Source organism: Variovorax sp. HW608, from assembly GCF_900090195.1.
Lineage (GTDB): Bacteria > Pseudomonadota > Gammaproteobacteria > Burkholderiales > Burkholderiaceae_C > Variovorax.
On record NZ_LT607803.1, the window covers coordinates 968,569 to 986,061 of the forward strand.

Annotated in this window: 14 protein-coding genes; 2 read left to right on the forward strand and 12 right to left on the reverse strand. The window is 64.7% G+C overall.

The features are described from left to right. Positions 1–2: 2 nt before the first annotated feature. Genes VAR608DRAFT_RS04395 through VAR608DRAFT_RS04405 form a run of 3 tightly spaced genes read right to left on the reverse strand, consistent with a single transcriptional unit; the run spans position 3 to position 4,006 of the window. The gene (locus tag VAR608DRAFT_RS04395) at positions 3–1,172 is read right to left on the reverse strand and encodes a thiolase domain-containing protein (RefSeq protein ID WP_088952957.1); all 1,170 of its coding nucleotides are present in this window, start codon (positions 1,170–1,172) and stop codon (positions 3–5) included. Next, positions 1,169–2,992 carry a feruloyl-CoA synthase gene (locus VAR608DRAFT_RS04400; protein WP_088952958.1) on the reverse strand — a complete coding sequence of 608 codons (1,824 nt, stop codon included), beginning with the start codon at positions 2,990–2,992 and terminating at the stop codon, positions 1,169–1,171. The genes VAR608DRAFT_RS04395 and VAR608DRAFT_RS04400 overlap by 4 nt, the downstream gene beginning before the upstream one ends. A 21-nt stretch (positions 2,993–3,013) precedes the next feature. Beyond that, on the reverse strand, positions 3,014–4,006 hold the full coding sequence (locus VAR608DRAFT_RS04405; protein WP_157730615.1) for a fumarylacetoacetate hydrolase family protein: 993 nt from the start codon (positions 4,004–4,006) through the stop codon (positions 3,014–3,016). A gap of 423 nt (positions 4,007–4,429) precedes the next feature. Here VAR608DRAFT_RS04405 and VAR608DRAFT_RS36735 point away from each other — a divergent pair, with 423 nt between their 5' ends. Together VAR608DRAFT_RS36735 and VAR608DRAFT_RS04420 are read left to right on the forward strand one after the other, a co-directional pair. Then, a complete protein-coding gene (locus VAR608DRAFT_RS36735) occupies positions 4,430–5,518 on the forward strand; it encodes a glyoxalase (protein ID WP_157730617.1) in 1,089 nt (362 codons plus the stop codon). 46 nt (positions 5,519–5,564) lie between these two features. After that, on the forward strand, positions 5,565–6,548 hold the full coding sequence (locus VAR608DRAFT_RS04420) for a Bug family tripartite tricarboxylate transporter substrate binding protein (RefSeq protein ID WP_088952962.1): 984 nt from the start codon (positions 5,565–5,567) through the stop codon (positions 6,546–6,548). Between the two features lie 186 nt (positions 6,549–6,734). Here VAR608DRAFT_RS04420 and VAR608DRAFT_RS04425 read toward each other — a convergent pair whose 3' ends face one another. From VAR608DRAFT_RS04425 to VAR608DRAFT_RS04465, 9 genes are all read right to left on the reverse strand, one after another. Then, positions 6,735–7,619, reverse strand: coding sequence for a 3-keto-5-aminohexanoate cleavage protein (locus VAR608DRAFT_RS04425; protein WP_088952963.1), 885 nt, complete (start codon positions 7,617–7,619; stop codon positions 6,735–6,737). 14 nt (positions 7,620–7,633) lie between these two features. Then, on the reverse strand, positions 7,634–10,036 hold the full coding sequence (locus tag VAR608DRAFT_RS04430; RefSeq protein WP_088952964.1) for an efflux RND transporter permease subunit: 2,403 nt from the start codon (positions 10,034–10,036) through the stop codon (positions 7,634–7,636). Then, the gene (locus VAR608DRAFT_RS04435) at positions 10,033–11,106 is read right to left on the reverse strand and encodes a WD40/YVTN/BNR-like repeat-containing protein (RefSeq protein ID WP_157730619.1); all 1,074 of its coding nucleotides are present in this window, start codon (positions 11,104–11,106) and stop codon (positions 10,033–10,035) included. The genes VAR608DRAFT_RS04430 and VAR608DRAFT_RS04435 overlap by 4 nt, the downstream gene beginning before the upstream one ends. 13 nt (positions 11,107–11,119) lie before the next feature. Then, positions 11,120–12,484, reverse strand: coding sequence for a DUF1329 domain-containing protein (locus VAR608DRAFT_RS04440; RefSeq protein ID WP_088952966.1), 1,365 nt, complete (start codon positions 12,482–12,484; stop codon positions 11,120–11,122). A 16-nt stretch (positions 12,485–12,500) separates the two neighbouring features. Continuing rightward, on the reverse strand, positions 12,501–14,123 hold the full coding sequence (locus VAR608DRAFT_RS04445; RefSeq protein WP_443082971.1) for a DUF1302 domain-containing protein: 1,623 nt from the start codon (positions 14,121–14,123) through the stop codon (positions 12,501–12,503). A gap of 102 nt (positions 14,124–14,225) precedes the next feature. After that, entirely contained in the window at positions 14,226–14,654 is a 429-nt protein-coding gene (locus VAR608DRAFT_RS04450) for a nuclear transport factor 2 family protein (RefSeq protein ID WP_157730621.1), read from the reverse strand. A gap of 37 nt (positions 14,655–14,691) precedes the next feature. Continuing rightward, the gene (locus VAR608DRAFT_RS04455; RefSeq protein ID WP_088952968.1) at positions 14,692–15,399 is read right to left on the reverse strand and encodes a TetR/AcrR family transcriptional regulator; all 708 of its coding nucleotides are present in this window, start codon (positions 15,397–15,399) and stop codon (positions 14,692–14,694) included. Positions 15,400–15,522: 123 nt separating this feature from the next. Then, positions 15,523–16,467 carry a LysR family transcriptional regulator gene (locus tag VAR608DRAFT_RS04460; protein ID WP_088952969.1) on the reverse strand — a complete coding sequence of 315 codons (945 nt, stop codon included), beginning with the start codon at positions 16,465–16,467 and terminating at the stop codon, positions 15,523–15,525. A 22-nt stretch (positions 16,468–16,489) separates the two neighbouring features. After that, the gene (locus VAR608DRAFT_RS04465) at positions 16,490–17,479 is read right to left on the reverse strand and encodes a fumarylacetoacetate hydrolase family protein (RefSeq protein ID WP_088952914.1); all 990 of its coding nucleotides are present in this window, start codon (positions 17,477–17,479) and stop codon (positions 16,490–16,492) included. Between the last annotated feature and the right edge of the window lie 14 nt (positions 17,480–17,493).

Here is a 17,493-nt window from a genome sequence, read left to right on the forward strand (position 1 = left end):
CGTCACTCCGCCTGAAGGATGAGAGTGCCGGCCGCGTGATAGCCCGCCAGCGAGCCGCCGGTGCCGTGCGCGAGCACGATCTCGTGGTTCTTCACCTGTACCGCGGGATGCGCTTCTCCGCGGCACTGTCGAACAGCCTCGATGATTTTCGTCATGCCGCCCTTGTTGCCGGGATGGTTGTTGCACAGGCCGCCACCGTCCGTGTTGAATGGCAGCCGGCCGATCCCGGAGATCAGGTTCCCATCCATCACGAACTTGCCGCCCTCCCCCTTCTTGCAGAAACCCAGGTCCTCGAGCTGGACGATGACGGTGATCGTGAAGCTGTCGTACAGCGAGGCATAAGAAATGTCCGACGGCTTGACGCCGGCTTCCTCGAACGCCTTGGGACCTGACCAGACGGCGGCCGAATAAGTCAGGTCGATCTTGCCGCCGTTGGAGTGCTTCACGCCGCTTCCTGCGCCGATGATCTTGACGCGCGGCCGTGCAAGCGCGCGGGCGATCTCGGGCCGACTCACCACCACCGCCCCGCCGCCATCGCTCACGACGCAGCAATCGAGTCGCCTCAGCGGATCGGAAACCAGGGGCGACGCCAGCACATCGTCCACGCTTACAACCTCGCGGCGAATCGCGTGCGGATTGTGCTGCGCGTGGTGGGAAGCGGCGACGCGAACCCATGCGAGCTGTTCCGGTGTGGTCCCGAATTCGTGCATGTGGCGTCGGGCCACCATTGCGTAGGCGTGCACGGGCGCACGCGGGACCATGGATGTGAATTGCAGGTCGGGACGCTGGCTCGAGTCCACGCCCGACAACCCGACGCCCGCCGCTGCGGCAACAGGCCGATCCGCCAGCGTGACCAGGGCGACATTGCAGTGCCCCGCGGCGACGGCCTGCGCCGCATGGCCCACATGCAGGAGATAGGAAGACCCTCCAGTCTCCGTGCTGTCGATGTGCCGCAGGTTCGTCAACCCGATGTACTCGGCCATGGTCATGCCGCCCAGGCCCGGCGCTTCTGCGCCGCAGAAGTATCCATCGACGTCCTTCAGCGACAGCCCGGCATCGGCCAGCGCGCCGAGCGCCACTTCGGCATGGAGCTGAGCAGTTGAAATCCCGTCCGCCCGGCGGGTCGGATGCTCGAAGACACCGGCGATATACGCCTTTTCGCGAATGCTCATATGAAGATGCCCGCTGGAGCCCGGTTGTAAAGGTCATCCACCTCCGCCTTGCGGTTGGCGAGAACCACGCGCTGACTCACCGAGCCTTTGTCCGTGAGTTCCCCGTTCTCGAGGGTCGGCGGGCGGCTGAGGATGAGCGCGCCGCAGGGCCGGTTCGAACTGCCGGTGGACGAGACCAGCAGTTCTTGCAGTGCCTCCTTGACGAAGTCACGCACTTCCCGCATGGCGACCAGTTCGGTGAACGGGATGGAGGGGCCGATCTCGAACCGCTCCCGGGTGGCCGCTTCATTGACAACGACGAGCAGGCCGATGGCTTCGCGGTTGTGCCCGGTGACGACCACGTCCTGAAAGAGCGGGTTGCCGGCGGCCAACGCGCTCGCCCTGATCGCGGCCACATTCACCCAGGTTGCTGAGCTGAGCTTGAAGTCCTCGAGCACCCGCCCGTCAAACAGCATACCCGCCTCCGGCCGCGTGGGATCGAGGAACCTCACGGCGTCCCCGATGCGATAGAAGCCCTCCTCGTCGAATGCATCCCGCGTGAGCTCCGGCTGACGCCAGTAGCCTGGCATTACGTTGGGACCGCGTACCCGCAACTCCATTTTGTCTCCATTGGGCAGCAGCTTGATCTCGATTCCCGGCACCGGCAGCCCGATATTGGCCGGCTCCGAGTTCGCAAAATGGACCATCGTGACCGAGGGTGCCGTCTCCGTTGCACCGTATCCGGCGCAGAACAGGATGCGATTGCCCCGCACTGCCCTGGCCAACTCCAGCAGACGGTTGTAGTGGTGACGCGGCATGGCCGCGCCCGAGAATCCGATGTAGTCGAGTTCCGAGAAGAAGTGCTGCCGGAACGCGATGTCGCGTTCGAATTCGGCCAGCAGATACTCCCAGCCGCGCGGCACGTTCATGTGATGGGTGGATTGCACCGACATGAGATTGGCGATCGTCTTTCGGAACTGACCCGGCACGGGCTTTCCGTCGTCGATGTAGAAGCTGCCGCCGTTGCGCAGAACCTTGTTGAACGCCCCGTTGCCGCCGGCCGTGTGATTCCACGGCAGCCAGTCCACGATGATCGGACGCGTTTCGGCAACGAAAGGCAGCAGCTGCCCGAAGCCCTGCTGGTTGGAACACATCATGCGGTGCGTGTTCACGACCCCCTTCGGCGTGCCGGTCGACCCCGACGTGAACAGGATCTTCGCGACCGTGTCGCCGTCCAAGCCGGCAAAGGCCTGACGCACCTGGTCCGTGGGTGTTGTCTCGCACAACTCATGGAAGCGCGTGACGTCGGCCGTCCGCGGGTGCTCGGCAATGATTTCAAAGCCACCAATCCCCGCTCGCGCCAGAGCCGGCACGAGGATCGCGTCATCGGACACGAATAGCAGGCCGGGCTCAAGCAGTCCGAACACGTGCCTCAACTTGCCGAAATCGGTCGCGACGGTCGCGTAGGCCTGCGAGATTGGCGCAAACGGGATGCCGGCATGCATCGCACCCAACATCATGAGGGCCATGGCGACGCAGTTGGCCGACAGGGCCGCGACCGGGCGGTCCGGCCCCAGGCCGCGTGCGAGCAAGGCCTCGCCAATGGCCCACACATCACGCCGGACCTCCGCGTAGGACATGCATCTCCACTGCCCATCCTCCTCCGCTTTCTCGCAGAGGAAGGGAACGTCCGGCGTCTCGCGGGCCCAATGCTCCAGCCAATCCCCCACACAGCGCGAATACGGGCCGAGTTGCTGTCGGCTCCTCAGCAGCGTCGTGCCGTCCGCTCGAGCGTGGAGCGAGAGCGCGGGGCGAGCGAGGGTGAGGTCAAGCCTGTCCATGTCACGTCCGAGATGAATGCCTTACTCGCCTTGGACGATGCGGCAGTACTGCCCACCCAGATCGCGCTGTGCGCGGCCATCGCGAAGCGACAACTCGAGAGTCTCCCCCGGCTGCAGGTACGTCACTGTCGACTTCAGTTCCTTGCGCAGCTCCTCGGTGCGCTTCACGTCATCGGACAAGAGGGTGCGGATGATCTCGCCCATGCGCCCCGGCCTCGCGTGGCCTATCAGCACGCCGCCCGGCGTGCCGGTCAGGACCATGTCACCGGCCTTCATGTCGAACATGCGAGCCAGCTGGGTGAGTGTCTCCGCCGGCTTGTAGATCATGTGCGACATCTTGGCCGATTGCCGCTGCGTCCCCTTGTAGCTGAGCGAGAACTCGACTTCCTCGAGGGTTTCGGAAACCACCGACGGCTTCATCCAGTAGAGCACGGGGCCGGCCGGGCAGAAGGTCCGGTAGCTCTTGCCTTGGTACCACTGCATCATCAACGCACCGAACATCGTGTCGCGCGCGGAGATGTCGTTGCACAGGACGATCGCGGCGACGTAGTCGCCCAGCGTATTGTCGTCCACGACGTCGCCCGATTTCAGATCGCGCCGAAGCACGATGCCGACCTCGGCCTCGTAGTCCAGGAGTTCGACTTCCGAGGGACGGATGATGTCCCCATACGGTCCGGTGAGCGACGCGCTGGCCTTGCCGAAGAGCAGGTTCTTCTTTCGCTCGCCGACGCCGGTTTCCTCGACATGGGTACGGTAGTTCAGCCCCTGGCACACGAGCGTGGAATCCGTCGTGACCGGGCTTAGCAAGGCGGCCGCGCGCAGGATCTGCCTCTCGCCGGAGTCGGGCAGCTTCAGGCCCTTCTCGAGCGCGGCGATCAACTCGCCAGTCGTGGCCGCATCCGTCCGGATCTCAAGAACCGCGATCTCATCGTCAGGGTGCGTTGGCGCACTCGACACGAGAACACCCCAGCGCGCACCCGCGGCACCAGCGAAACGCACGATCATCGAAGCCATCGTCTTGCCCTTCAAAGTAGTGGATCGACCGACCAAGGTCGAAGCGCCATGCATCCACCAAGAAGGAAGATGAGGCTGTTCGGTACATCGATTGAGCCACCGCGACGCCACTCTGTGTATGTTGAATTTCGATCGTCACCATTTCGCGGCGTGATCGCCAGCAGGCGTCGTTGACTCGAGTGCCTCTGTCATCGCCGCGCGGTGATGGTCGCCATCACGAAAGACATTCGCAGCGGCACTTGCGCCTTCCTATACTGAATTCGATCGAGTGCGCAGAACACGCCATGCCTCGATGCACGGCCCCCAGGGGCGAATCTACGAAAGAGACTTCGTGTTCGTTCGTCGTGACCAGCATGTCGCATGACGTGGAGCGCTGAGCCTGGACGATGACCCCATCAACGGACCCCACCTGAGGAAAACCGAATGAGCAACGCCTTACACAATGAACAGCCGACGCGCCCCGGCGATCTCGACATCGAACGCCGGGACCCGATCATCCGGGCAGACGGCTTTGCGCATGTCGTCTTCGAACGCAAGGACGTCGCCAAGATGGGGCAGTTCCTGCAGGACTTCGGACTTCTCCCCTGCAATTCCACATCGGGCAAGAGCCGCTATTTCCGTACATGCGGCTGCCTGCCTTACGGCGTGGAGATCATCCCCTCCGAGCGGGATGCCTTCGTCGGGATGGGATTCGTCGCCCGCAGTCGGGGTGACCTCGAGAAACTCGCGGCGGCCGAGAACGCCGCGATAGAACCCGTGGAAGGTCCCGGTGGTGGCTGGCGTGTACGACTCGCCGACCCCAACGGTTTCCGTGTCGACCTGGTTCATGGCTTCGAGCCTTCGGTTACAACACCGACGCGATCTCCGTTCACGCAGTCCAATTCGCCAGGCTCGTCCCCGCGCGTCAACGCCGGTGTTCGCAGCGAGGTGGCGCCCTCTCCGGTGCTTCGCATGGGCCACGTCGTGCTGCGCACGCCGAACTGGGGACAGACGGCAACGTGGTACATGCACCGGCTGGGGCTGATTCCGACGGATCTCCAGACGCTTCCGGACGGCACCGCCGTTCTCGGATTCTTCCGTCTGGACCGTGGCGATGAGCCGGCTGATCACCATAGCATCGCCCTCGCAACCGGACCCGCTCCAAAGATGCTCCATGTCTCGACCGAGACGATTGACCTCGACGCCATCGGTCAAGGCCAGCAGTTCCTCTGGTCCAAGGGTTGGCAACACTTCTGGGGGATGGGGCGCCATCTGCTAGGCAGCCAGCTCTTCGATTACTGGCGTGACCCGGTCGGCGACGAATGGGAACACTACGCGGACGGCGATGTCATGACGGCCGACTATCCCACCGGATTGCACCCGATGACGCTCGGTGGACTTTGGGCGTGGGGCCAGGATCTGCCGATGTCCATGCGTCCGCCTGCGCCGCCCCTCGAAGCGCCGACGCTCTACCGCGAACTGGCACGCGCAATGCGTGAGCCAGCCCGCCCCTGGTGGCCAAAGGCGGACTGATCTGAGCGGCCTGTAAGAACCAAATCAAACACAAGCGAGACAAATCATGCGAATCAACCGTCGCGTCGCAATTCGTGCGGCAGCCGCCGCCATCGCCGGTGGCACATCCTGGCTTCGGGCGCAACCCGCATGGCCGCAGCGTCCGGTCAGGCTCCTGGTCCCTGTGCCACCCGGAGCTGTGGCCGACTTCGTATCGCGCACTGTGGCGCAGCAACTCGGCAGCACCTGGGGCGGAAACGCTTCCGCGTTCGTCGAGAACAAGCCGGGTGGAAATACGGTGATCGCCGTGAACTCCCTTCTGAGCGCGCCGAAGGACGGCCATACCTTTCTGGTCACGTTCAGCCTGACGCGCCAATTGCCGCAGTTGGGCCTGAAGCTGAACTTCGATCCCTTGAAGGATTTGCTCCCTGTCGGCAACCTCAGCGTCGGCCAGTTGCTGCTTCTCGTCAACGCCAAATCCGGGATCAGGGACTTCCCATCGTTGGTGGCGTTCATGCGCAAGAGAGCGGGCGGAGCCACTTTCGCGACCTTCGGCGTCGGGAGCGTCGGGCATCTTGTGGCGCTGCAGATGGGCAAGGCCCTCGGCGTCGAGATCGTCCCCGTGCACTACACCGGCATCGCCCCGGGCATGCGGGCCCTTCTCTCCGGCGAGATCGACATGTTTCTCGCGAACCTCGACATCGCGCAGCAGCATATCTCGGCCGGCACCGTGGTCCCGATCGCCGTGACGGGTCCGAAGCGCTATCACGTCGCGCCCAACCTTCCGACGCTCGCCGAAGTCGGCGTCCCCGGGCTGGAATTCGTGTCGTGGATCGGAGTATTCGCTGCTTCGGGCACGCCCGCGAACATCATCGGCAGATTTGGCGAAGACTTGCGTTCAGCCCTGCGAGCGCCCGAACTGCAGGCGAAGTTTCAGGCCGCGTTCGTCGATCCGGCACCGCAGTCGCTCGAGGAATTTCGCGCGATGGTGAAAGAGGATGACGAACTCAATACGCGGCTCATTGCCGAGCATCACGTTCGGCTGGAGTGAGATCCCGACGGCAAAGGCAGCGCTAAAGGCTCCGGAGCCTGGGGAGGAAATCTGCGGATCCCTTGTGCCATGCGCACGCGCACATGCGATGGGATCCGCCAAGCCGTCTGCCACTGGATCAGGACGACCAGGAAGTCTCGGTGGCCATCCAGCAGTCAACACACCAGGCCGGCGTCGCCGGCTGGCTCAAGCGGCCTTTTTCAGTCCCACGATCTGACGCGCCTCGGCCGGTGTCGCCAGCGTGGGGCCGAGGTCCTCGACGATCCGCTTCGCCTTGCTGACCAGTTCGGCGTTGCTCTTGGCAAACTTGCCCCTGGAGATGAAGACGTTGTCCTCCATGCCGACGCGCACATGGCCACCGAGCAGGACCGACTGGGCGGCCATTGGGAACTGGTTGCGGCCGATGCCGAAGCCCTGCCAGTGCGCGCCCGCCGGCAGCAGGTTGCGCACGTAGGTCATGGTCTCGGGATCGGCATGCATCGCGAAGTTCAGGCCCATGACGAACGAGTAGATGCCCGGACCATCGAGCGAGCCCTTGGCGATCAGGTGCTTGGCGAGCACAGCGTCACCGGTATCGAAGAGCTCGATCTCGGGCACCACGCCGGCTGCGCGCACGAGTTCGGCCATGCGCGCCAGCGCCTTCTCGTGGCTGATGACGAAGCCCCCGAAGATGTGGGCCGTCACGAGGTCGAGGGTGCAGATCTCGGGCTTGAGCTTGAGCACATGCTCGACCCGCTGCTCGGGCGTCCAGATGCCGGTGCCCGGACCCGCTTCGCTGGGACACAGCGGGTCGACCGGGTAGAACGCGGCGCCGAGGCCGGTGGTGATGTTCAGGATCACATCAGAGTTCTTTTCGCGGATAAGTCCCACGGCCTCTTCGTAGAAGGCCCATTCGCCGGAGTACTCGCGCGTCTTCGGATCGCGCATGTGCACGTGCAGGATCGCGGCGCCGGCTTCGGCGGCGGCGAGACCCGATTCCGCGATCTCACGCGGTGTGACGGGGTGGGCCGGGTTCTCCGATATCGGACCCGCGCCGGTCAGTGCGCAGGTCAGGACAATCTTCTCTTGCATGGTCTTGCTCCTATTCATGCCCGTGCTCGGGCGGGTTGCTGAATTCCATGCGGCTCGGCCAGACGTGCCGGCCGCAGGAGAAAATGGGCCAGGGCCGGCAGCAGGACCAGCGCACCGAGCATGTTCCAGAGGAACATGAAGGCGAGCAGCAGCCCCATGTCGGCCTGGAACTTGATCGGACTGGCGACCCATGTGATCACGCCGACCGCGAGCGTGACCCCGGTCAGCATCACCACCTTGCCGGTGAAGAGCAGCGCTTCGTGATAAGCATCCGAAAGCGACCTGCCCGCGCGCAGCCCGGTCAGCGTGACACTGAGGATGTAGAGCGCATAGTCGACGCCGATCCCCACGCCGAGCGCAATCACGGGCAAGGTTGCGACTTTGACTCCCATCCCCAGCGCGACCATCAGCGCCTCGGCCAACACCGATGTCAACGTCAGCGGAAGAACCGCGACCAGCACCGCCCGCCACGAACGGAAGGTGATGAAGCAGAGCACGATCACGGCGCCGTAGACGAGAAACAGCATCTGTCGCCACGCCCGGTGCACGACGATGTTCGTCGCGGCCTCGATTCCCGCGGTGCCGGCGGCCAGCAGGAAGTGCGCATCGTTGCTGTCGTTCTCCTTCGCGAAAGCCTCCACGTGATCAACCACGCGCGCCAGCGTCTGGGCCTTGTGATCACGCAGGTACACGTACATCGTCAGCAGGCTGCAGCTGTCGTCGTACAGACCCCGCGGGGCGCCGGCAGTGATCGTATTGGCCATGTCCTGGTTGGGGATCACCTCGTACCACTTGGGGTGGCCCTCGTTCAAGCCAATCAGCATCCGCCGGTTCAGAAGCGCCAGCGAGTTCGTCGATTCGACGCCCGGCAGCTGCCGCAACTGCCATTCCAGCCGATCGAGCCTCAGCACCGTGTCAATTTTCGAGCAACCGCCTTCGGGGGTGCTCACCATCACCGCGAAGACGTCGCTCGAGGCGCCATAGGCGGCGTTCATGAACGCCGCGTCGCGGTTGTAGCGAGAGTCGGCGCGCAGCTCGGGTGCGCCGGGGTCCAGGTCTCCGATCGACAATCGCGTGCTGACGGCATAGCCGAGCATGCCGAGCCCTGCAGCAGCGGCGACCGCGGCGAGCGCCCACCGGTGGGTCGTGAAGCGATCCAGGACAGCCCACAACCAGAGCTTGCCCCCGCCCTGCCGTGCCTGCATTTCCGCGCGCAGGCTGCGCTCGGCGGCCCGACGGTTGACACCCGTGTAGCTCAGAAGGATGGGCAGCAGGATCAGATTCGTGAAGATCAGGACCGCGACGCCCAGGCTTGCCGCGACAGCGAGCTCTCGGATCACCCGGATGTCGATCACCATCAGCACCGCGAAGCCGACCGCGTCGGCCACCAGCGCCGTGAGGCCGGCGAGGAACAGGCGGCGGAACGTGAACCGTGCGGCGACCCACTGGTGCACGCCGCGTCCGATGTCCTGCATGATCCCGTTCATCTTCTGCGCACCATGGCTCATGCCGATGGCGAAGACCAGGAACGGCACCAGCATCGAGTACGGGTCGAGTGCATAACCCAGCGTGGACATCAGGCCGAGCTGCCAAACCACCGCAATCAGCGACGCGGCCACCACCAGAAGGGTCGATCGCACGCAGCGCGTGTACCAGAACACCGCGGCAGCCGTGATCGCAACGGCGAGCGCAAAGAAGACCAGCACGGTACGGATGCCGTCGATCAAGTCGCCCACCAGCTTCGCGAAGCCGGTGATGTGCAAGCGCACGCCCCGTTCCTCATACTTGGCACGCAGACCCTCCAGTCGCGCGGAGAACTGCCCATAGTCCAGCGGCCGGCCTTCCGCATCGCGCTCCGCAAGCGGCACATACACCACCGTCGAACGGCCATCCAGCGCCACCAGTTGCCCGATCTCGCCCGAGCGCGCGACGTTCGCCCGCAGCTCGGAGAGACTGGCCGGGCTGCCGTTGTAGTTGTCAGGAATGACCGGACCGCCTTCCAACCCCTCCTCGGTCACACCGGTCCAGCGTGTCGAGGGGGCCCACAGGCTTTTCAGGCCAACCCGGTCGACGCCTGGCATCAGGAACAGTTCATCGTTGATCTGGCGCAGCGTTTCGAGGTAAGCCGGGTCATAGAGATCGCCATCCGGGTTTTCGACGGCGATGCGTACCGCGTTACCCAGGCCATGCAACTGCCGCTGGTGTGCCAGGAAGTTGACGATGTACGGATGCGAGCCGGGAATGGCTTTTTCGAAACTCGCATTCAGCTGCAGCTTCGTGGCCTGCCAGCCGAGAACAAGGGTGACGAGCGCACACAGCACCAACACCACGCCGCGGTGATTGAACAGGATCCGTTCGATGCGGCCTCCGGAGGCGGGGTCGAACGGCGCGTGGCTTGCAGTGGAAGCCGGGTTCATGGCCGCGCTCCGGACTCCGGTCGTCTCACCATCCCTTGGACCGTGAGCATCAACCACTGGTGGGAACTCAATGGCAGCGCGCCGGAAACTGGCGGCAAGGGCGGTGTCTCCAGCCGCACGAGGCGATCGCCGCGGACGGCGAAGCGCTGGCCGGCCTGATTGACCAGCTGCACTTCATCGGTATCGCCGAACGCCGCAATGAACGAAAGCGGCGGTGCGCCGGTCAGGGCGCGCCAGCGCAGCCCACGGTCTTCGGACACGAGCGCGTTGCCCCGCAGACCCGCCACCACCAGGCCTTCCCGGCCAAGCGGCCGCAGGGTGAACAGACTGCCGGCGTACGGTAGTGCCAGACGCTGGAAGTGCGCGCCATCGTCATCGGATCGCAGCAGCAAGCCCTGCTCGCCCGCGATGTAGAGCGTCGCGCCTTCGGCCGCGATGGCGTAGAGGTGCAGGCCCTTGGGGTTGTCGAGGCGGCCGGCGATGGACTCCCAGTGCCTTCCGCCATCTTCCGTTCGCAAAATGAGGTTGTACGCGCCGACGACGAAGCCCACCTGTTCGTCGACGAAGTGAAGGTCGAGCAAGGGCTTGTCCGGGCCGTCCGCGATCAGGCGCTGCGCATCGACGAGGGCCTTCTGCGATGCGGCACTGCCATCCGTGGCGGCCTTGGCCGCATCCAGCGTTGCCTGTGCGGCGCGACGCCCGTCGAGCAGCAGTGTCCAGGTCTCACCGCCGTCGCGCGTTCCGAGGACCACACCCCAGTGCCCGACCACCCAGCCCACCTTCGCGGAGACGAACTGCACTCCCGTCAGCGTCGCCGAGACCGGCGAGACCACCTGGCGCCAGAGGCCGCCGTCGTCGTCCGACAGCGCGATCAATCCTCGTTCACCGACGGCAACAACTCGTTCACCGGCTCGCGCCGCCGCCAGGTAGACACCGCGCTGCAGCTCGCTGACGCGCTCAGCGGGTTGCTGCAGCACATCGATTGGTGCAAGCGCCATTGCGGCATGGCAAGCAGCCCACGTCGCCGCGCCGAACGCCCAGCGCAGGATTCGACCTCTCGATTGAGTCACGCGCAGCTCCCTGTCAGCGGATGCCCTCGGCCGCGAGCGAGTCGGGCGAGAACACCACGTCCTTCTGGCGCGCCACAGGGCGATACGAGAGCTTCTGGTCAGCCGTGAAGCCGGCGATGTAGGCCGCGCCGGAGACCAGGTCGTAGATCCCCATGGTCCAGCCGATGGCGCCGGGAAGCTCGGGCACCACCTCGGTGAAGCCGAACCCGGTGCGGGCGAGCTGGTTGTTCGCGTCCCAGCGGTCGCTGAGCGCCGCGAACCAATTGTCCTCGTCGACGTAGTAGCGCGACTTCGGCGACGTATGGCGCTGTCCCGGCTTGAGCGTCGACTCGACGACCCAGACGCGGTGCAACTCCCAGCGCACCACATCGGGATTGAGATGGCGTGCGCTTCCCAGAACCTCCGCATCGCCGCCCTTAGCGCTTTGAGCCTTGTTGTTGTTGTAGGGGATGAGCAACTCCCGCTTGCCGAGAAGTTTCCACTCGAAGCGGTCCATGCGGCCGGTATGAACCTCGACCTCGTCGAAGGTCATCACACCGGCCGAGAAGGGCGTGGGCGTGTCGCAGCAGGCATTGGGCAGCTTGCGCACGCGGCGCTGGCCAGTCAGATAGACCCAGGCCTGGGACTTGCTCTGGTCGATGTCCTCGCGAGCGAGAATGCCTTCGCCGGCGCGGATCGGCGGCCCGGAGTTGACCGATCGGACCAGCCAATAGGCGCCGTTGTGGGTGGCTGCGCTGTCTTCCTTGTAGTAGTACGGCTCGGTCTGCTCGTTGATGGCTTCTACCGCCATGATCCAGCGCCCGTCGGTGGTCAGGGTGTAGCCCTTCCATTCGTAGCGCACCGATTCGCCGCGCCAGCGCAGGATGTGGTTCCACATCACTTCCAGGCCGCTCTTGGGAATCGGGAACGGAATGCCACCGAACGCACCCTGTGGCCGGGGACCGGCAGGGCCGTCGACCAGCGTCGCTTGGGTGGCGTTGCGCAGGGTGTTCTCGTACACCCACTGCGGCGCAGAAGACGTGCGATGGGTCGGGTAGACATCCATCCGGAACGTCTCGGGGTATTTCGTCAGCATCGCCTTGCTGCCCTCGGACAGCTTGTCGGCGTACTGCGCCATGTTCTTCGAGGTGATCGTGAACAGCGGCTTCTCGCTGGCGAATGGATCGGGCCGCAGGCCCTTGGCGGGGGCAGTACTCTGCGCCACTCCGCCGGTCCACGCCGGGATGCTGTCGTCCTTGTTGCCGGCACGCTCCGCACCGAAGGGGGTCAGCTCCGACTTCAGCTTGGCAGCTTCCTCGGCGGAAACTCCGGCCTGCGCAGAGAGGGCCGCAAGGCCCACGAGCGCGGCGATGCCGACCTTGGATAGGGTGTGATACATCGATGTCTCCTGGTGTTCAGAAAGTGCGGCGCAGGGAGAACGCGATGAAATCGCGATCCCTGAGGGCCTGCGCGTAGGAATAGGTGCCGGCCGAGTTGATGAAACTGCCAGCGCTGCCGAAGTAGTGCGTGTAAGCGAGGCTGAATCGCCAGACATCGAGGTACGTCCCGTTCAGGCCGATGGTGACGTCGCCACCGCCGTCCGGGGTCCAGGCGGCCGGGCCCAGCGCCATCGAGCGCGAGCCCCTCGGGCTGTATCCCACGCCGATCGGCACGCCCAGATCCAGGCCGCCGACGACCTGCCGGTACATCGGTTCGACCTGCATGCGCAGCCCCCAGGCATCGCGGGTCGCGTTCGGGTCCAGTGCCGCCGCATTCTTGGTCACCGACAGGGCACGGTTCCAGCCCAGCTCGCCCATCAGCGTGCCCTCGGCAAACAGGGGCGTTCGCGGCAGCGTCCAGATGGCGTTGAGATTCATGTGCGCCGTGTTGCCAACGGCATAGGCGGGGTTGTTGCTGTTGTTCGTGGGCGCGATCACGCCAGGCGCCAGCGCGGAGGCGTCGACCGCCCGGCTGCTTGCAAGATCCTGGTTGTGACGGATGGAGGCTTCGGCGGCCAGGTTCAGGTCGCCGAACGTGCGCGAAGCACTGGCCCCGAAGGCAGTGATGCCTTCCTGATAGGCCAGCCGATAGCCGAACGGAACAGCGCCGAATGGCGAGGGACCGAGCATGAGCACCATCTGCGGCACCTTGCTGTGGAAGCGCACCAGGTACAGCCCATAGTCGGTCTCGTCCGCCCGCAAGCGCAGCTGCAGCCCGCCCTGGCCGCTGTCCTTGGGCTTCTGATCGCCAAACCGCGGTGCGGCCAGGCCGGGGCCGAGCAGCAGCTGCTCGCCGCCGTCCGGCAGCATGTCGACCGCGGAGAAGTAGCTGCCGACTGCTGGCAGTCTGTAGGGCTGCCATCCGAACTGATAGAACGCCCCGACCGACAGCGTCGACGCCAGCTGGATGCTGCCCGACCACTGCGGCACCGGCCGGATCGCCTCCTTGAATTGCGTGTTCGGTACCGACGCCAGTTTGACCACGTCCACCGGGCTCATCGTGCCCGCGATGGCGTTGTTGCCGAGGAACAGGCTCTCGCCCCACAGCAGCGAGTGGCGTCCCAGGCGCATGCTGACCGTCTTGTCACCAACGTCGAAGCTCCCGAACACGAAGGCATCCAGCATTTCGGCCTTGCGGCCGTGCAGATCTCGCGTCGCATCGGTGAACTCGTTGTACGGCACCGAAATCTGGTTCGGGAAAGCCCCGCCGGCGAAGCCGGGGTTGTCGTTGCTGCGGTTGTAGACGCTGTCGTACCAGGCTGCGCCACTCAGCCGAAGGCCGTAGCGCTTGGCATAGACCATGTCGAACTCGGACAACAAGTCCATGCGGTTCGAGATCAGCCCCTTGCCGAAGTTGCGATCGCCATCGTCGGTGTTGGGATTGCCAAGCAAGGCAGGGATGGCGCTCTTCACGCGCGAGGCGCCGCTGTACTTGACCGTGTTGTCGAAGTTGACCGTGAGGTCCTCATTGCCCGTGTCGATCGGCATGGCTTGCACCGCTGAAACCGCGCCAAGCATCAACGTCACGCCCGCACCCATAAGCGTCCGCGAAGGACGCCCCCTCGTATCTCTCACTATTTGTCTCCTCTGGAAGCCGCCTGTGGCGGCGAATGCCGTGCCCCAGGCACGGCAGCTTTTTTTTCACCAGGATCTATCTGTTCCCCACAAGAATCGGTCGCGGTCCTCACCGCCGTAGTCCGGGTCCAGGTGGATGTGCACGCGATCGATCCTTCCCTCGCGAAAGTGAAAAACGTTGCAGAAGCGCCCGGTCGGCGTATTGCCTCCGACCCATTCGACGCCGCTCTTTGTCTTGCCTCGGCTCAGACCTTCGACGACCACGTCGTCGCCATTGGCAACACACAGCAAAGACTGCTGGTCGTGCGAAATCTCGCTCACGCGCGTGAACAGCCCAGAGCCCAGTTCGAACAGGGCTTGCTTGCCCTTCGCGATGCCGAACTTTGGAAAGTAGACCTCGACGTCGTCGGTGCAGAGTTCAGCGACATCGCCCCGGCCGGCATCGACGCGCCGGAGGTATTCCTTCGCTGTTTCGATCAGGGCTTGTTCCGCCACTGTGTGTGCCATAGATGGTGTCCTCGGTCGATGGCGCCTACGCGCACGCTGAAGAAGATGCCGCTGCACTGGCGCATGGTGCCAAACCCTGCAGCACGAAATCGACATGGCTTGGAAAGAAGTCCGGTTCGCCCAGCAGGCGATCGGCCGCGCTGCATGCGCCAATGGTGTGACGGTGCAGGCACCCCATGATCATCGGCAGGACAAGTGAGCGCACCACCACGTCGGGATCAGCCGGGCGGAACTCCCCGCTCTGCACGGCTTCGCGCACTGTCTTGCCGATGGACTTCTGGCAGGGCTCGAGCACCTCGCGAAGCCAGAAGTCCATCAGCTCGGGAAAGACGCGCACTTCCGTGATCACCAGCTTGAAGATGCCGCCCAGGGCCGTATCAGCGAGCAGCGACCACCAAGTCGCCAGTTGGCGGCGCAGCAGGCCGACGCAGCTTTCGCCGCGCACAGCCTGCAGCCTTGCGCCCGAGACCGCTCCGGACGACAGTTCGCGGGCGATCAGGGCTTTGAGCACGTCTTCCTTGCTGGGGAAGTACACGTATATCGTTGCCTTGGAGACACCTACCCGCGCGGCGATCTCTTCGGTACGAGTGGCTGCGAAGCCCTTCTCCACGAACAACGAAAGAGCCGCGTCGAGCAACTGCTTTGTCCGCAGCTGCGGGCTGAGCCGCTGCGCACGCGATGCGGCTGCGTGGCGTCCGTGGCCAGCAGCCGATGCCGCGATTGTGGAGTTCATGTGAAGAGCATTCATAGTGCTTGGGCGACGAAGTTAAGCGAAGGGATCCAGAGGGAGAAATGTCAATTGCGTATGACAGCCATGCACGGCTTCGCGCGTTGACCACTGATCCCCGCGCCGCCGCTAAGACACAGCGCCTGAGTGCGCCTCGAGCAACCGGCGCCACTCGATCTGGATCAGTTCGGACGCCTCCTGCAGCATCTCGACGAAGGCGTAGCCAGCGGTGGACAGCGCCTTGGACCTGTCGCGGATGAGCCCCAGCCTGTAGCGCAGGATCGGAGAAGAAACGGGATAGATGAACAGGCTATGCCGGTCCTCATTGCAGAGGATCGCGCTGGCGGGCGTCACCACGCACCAGTCGGACGTTCGCACGATGTCGTAGCTGGCATTGAAGGCGTCCATCACCATCAGGCGTGCTGGTTTGACGATTCCCTCGGCAATCAGCGACTGCAACTGGCGCCCGATCAGGTTCTGCGCCGAGGGAATCACCAGCTTGAGGTTCTGGAGCAGTTCGAGGCGGCATGGCGTGAACGAAGGCCCCGCGACGGGAGCACCGGAGATGAGCACGAGGCTCTCGTCGTGTTCGAATTCGGTGGTGAGGCTGCCCAGATCGGTCGGGACCAGGCCTAGCGCGAAGTCGAGCTCGCCACCGCGCACCTGTGCTGTCAGGTGCCCGCTGAACCCCTCCGAGACCTGCAGCTCGACTTCGGGATAGCGGTCGACGAACCTGCAGATCACCTTGCCCAGCACTGCGCGGCTGAAGGACGGCGGGAACCCGCAGACCAGCTTGCCCGAGACGGGGCCCGCTCGCGCCAGTTCGGTGATGTGCTGCTTGACCTCCGACAGATTGCCGATAAGCGGCAGCACCAGTTCATGGAACTTGACGCCGATGGCCGTCGGCGTGACGCCGCGCGGCCCCCGATCGAACAGTGGCGCGCCGATCTCCTCCTCGAGCGCGGCGACCTGCCGGCTCAGCGCTGGCTGGACGACGAAGGCCCGGTCGGCGGCACGCGTGAAGTTGCGCTCCTCGTACACGCGCAGGAAGTACATGATCTGCCGCAGATCCATCGTTGGGGCCTCGGATCGGGCGTCACCCTTGGACGACGCGGCTGAACTGGCCCCCCAGGGCTCGCTGGGCGTGCCCGTCGCGCAGCGTCAGGCTCATGGTATCGCCCGGCTGCAGGAAGCTCACCTTCGATTTCAGGTGCTCGCGGAATTCGTCCCGGCGCTTGTCGTCATCCATCATGTTCTGGGTGATGATTTCGAGCATTCGCGCCGGCGAGCCGTGCCCGAGCAGCACCCCGCCGGGCGTGCCCGTGAGGATCATGTCGCCGGCCTTCAGGTCCATGATGGCGGCCAACTGGGTCAGGGTGTCCGCCGGCTTGTGGATCATCTCCGAGGGGCTGGCCGACTGGCGCACCGAGTCCTGGTAGCTGAGCGTGAACTCGAGCTTGTCGAAGGTCGATGCCACCTCGGCGGGCTCCAGCCAATACAGCACCGGCCCCGTCGGGCAGAAGGTGCGGTAGCTCTTGCCCTGATACCACTGCAGGGTCAGCGCCCCGAACATGGTGTCTCGCGCCGAGATGTCGTTGCACAGGACGACGGCGCTGATGAATTCGCCAAGCCGCTCGGGTGTGACCACATCGCCCGCCTTCAGGTCGCGCCGCAGCACGATGCCCACCTCCACCTCGTAGTCAAGGAGTTCGACTTCCGGGGGGCGCACGATATCCGAGTAGGGCCCCGTGAGCGAAGAGCTGGCCTTGTTGAAGAACAGGTTGCGCTTGCGCTTGACCGCTCCGGTCTCCTGCGCATGCGTGGCGTAGTTCACACCCTGGCACACGAGCGTTGCATCCGTCGTCACGGGGCTGAGCAGGGACTTGGCGGGCATGCTCTTGCCTTCGCCGCCCGAGGGCAGCTTCAAGCCATTTTCCAGTGCGCTCAGCAGTTGCCCCGTGGTGGTCGCTGTCGTGTCGATCTCCACGACGCGGATCTCGTCCTGCGGCCGCGTCGGCGCCTCGGACACCAGCAGCCCCCAGCGCGCGCCAGCGGCGCTGTCGAAGCGTACGATCATCGATGACATGTTCAGGTCCTTGT

Coding starts and splice junctions, on each gene's coding strand:
- VAR608DRAFT_RS04465 (WP_088952914.1), bottom strand. CDS start 17,479: ATGTCATCGATGATCGTACGCTTCGACAGCGCCGCTGGCGCGCGCTGG.
- VAR608DRAFT_RS04445 (WP_443082971.1), bottom strand. CDS start 14,123: ATGGGTGCGGGCGTGACGTTGATGCTTGGCGCGGTTTCAGCGGTGCAA.
- VAR608DRAFT_RS36735 (WP_157730617.1), top strand. CDS start 4,430: ATGAGCAACGCCTTACACAATGAACAGCCGACGCGCCCCGGCGATCTC.
- VAR608DRAFT_RS04395 (WP_088952957.1), bottom strand. CDS start 1,172: ATGAGCATTCGCGAAAAGGCGTATATCGCCGGTGTCTTCGAGCATCCG.
- VAR608DRAFT_RS04425 (WP_088952963.1), bottom strand. CDS start 7,619: ATGCAAGAGAAGATTGTCCTGACCTGCGCACTGACCGGCGCGGGTCCG.
- VAR608DRAFT_RS04420 (WP_088952962.1), top strand. CDS start 5,565: ATGCGAATCAACCGTCGCGTCGCAATTCGTGCGGCAGCCGCCGCCATC.
- VAR608DRAFT_RS04400 (WP_088952958.1), bottom strand. CDS start 2,992: ATGGACAGGCTTGACCTCACCCTCGCTCGCCCCGCGCTCTCGCTCCAC.
- VAR608DRAFT_RS04455 (WP_088952968.1), bottom strand. CDS start 15,399: ATGAACTCCACAATCGCGGCATCGGCTGCTGGCCACGGACGCCACGCA.
- VAR608DRAFT_RS04460 (WP_088952969.1), bottom strand. CDS start 16,467: ATGGATCTGCGGCAGATCATGTACTTCCTGCGCGTGTACGAGGAGCGC.
- VAR608DRAFT_RS04440 (WP_088952966.1), bottom strand. CDS start 12,484: ATGTATCACACCCTATCCAAGGTCGGCATCGCCGCGCTCGTGGGCCTT.
- VAR608DRAFT_RS04405 (WP_157730615.1), bottom strand. CDS start 4,006: ATGGCTTCGATGATCGTGCGTTTCGCTGGTGCCGCGGGTGCGCGCTGG.
- VAR608DRAFT_RS04430 (WP_088952964.1), bottom strand. CDS start 10,036: ATGAACCCGGCTTCCACTGCAAGCCACGCGCCGTTCGACCCCGCCTCC.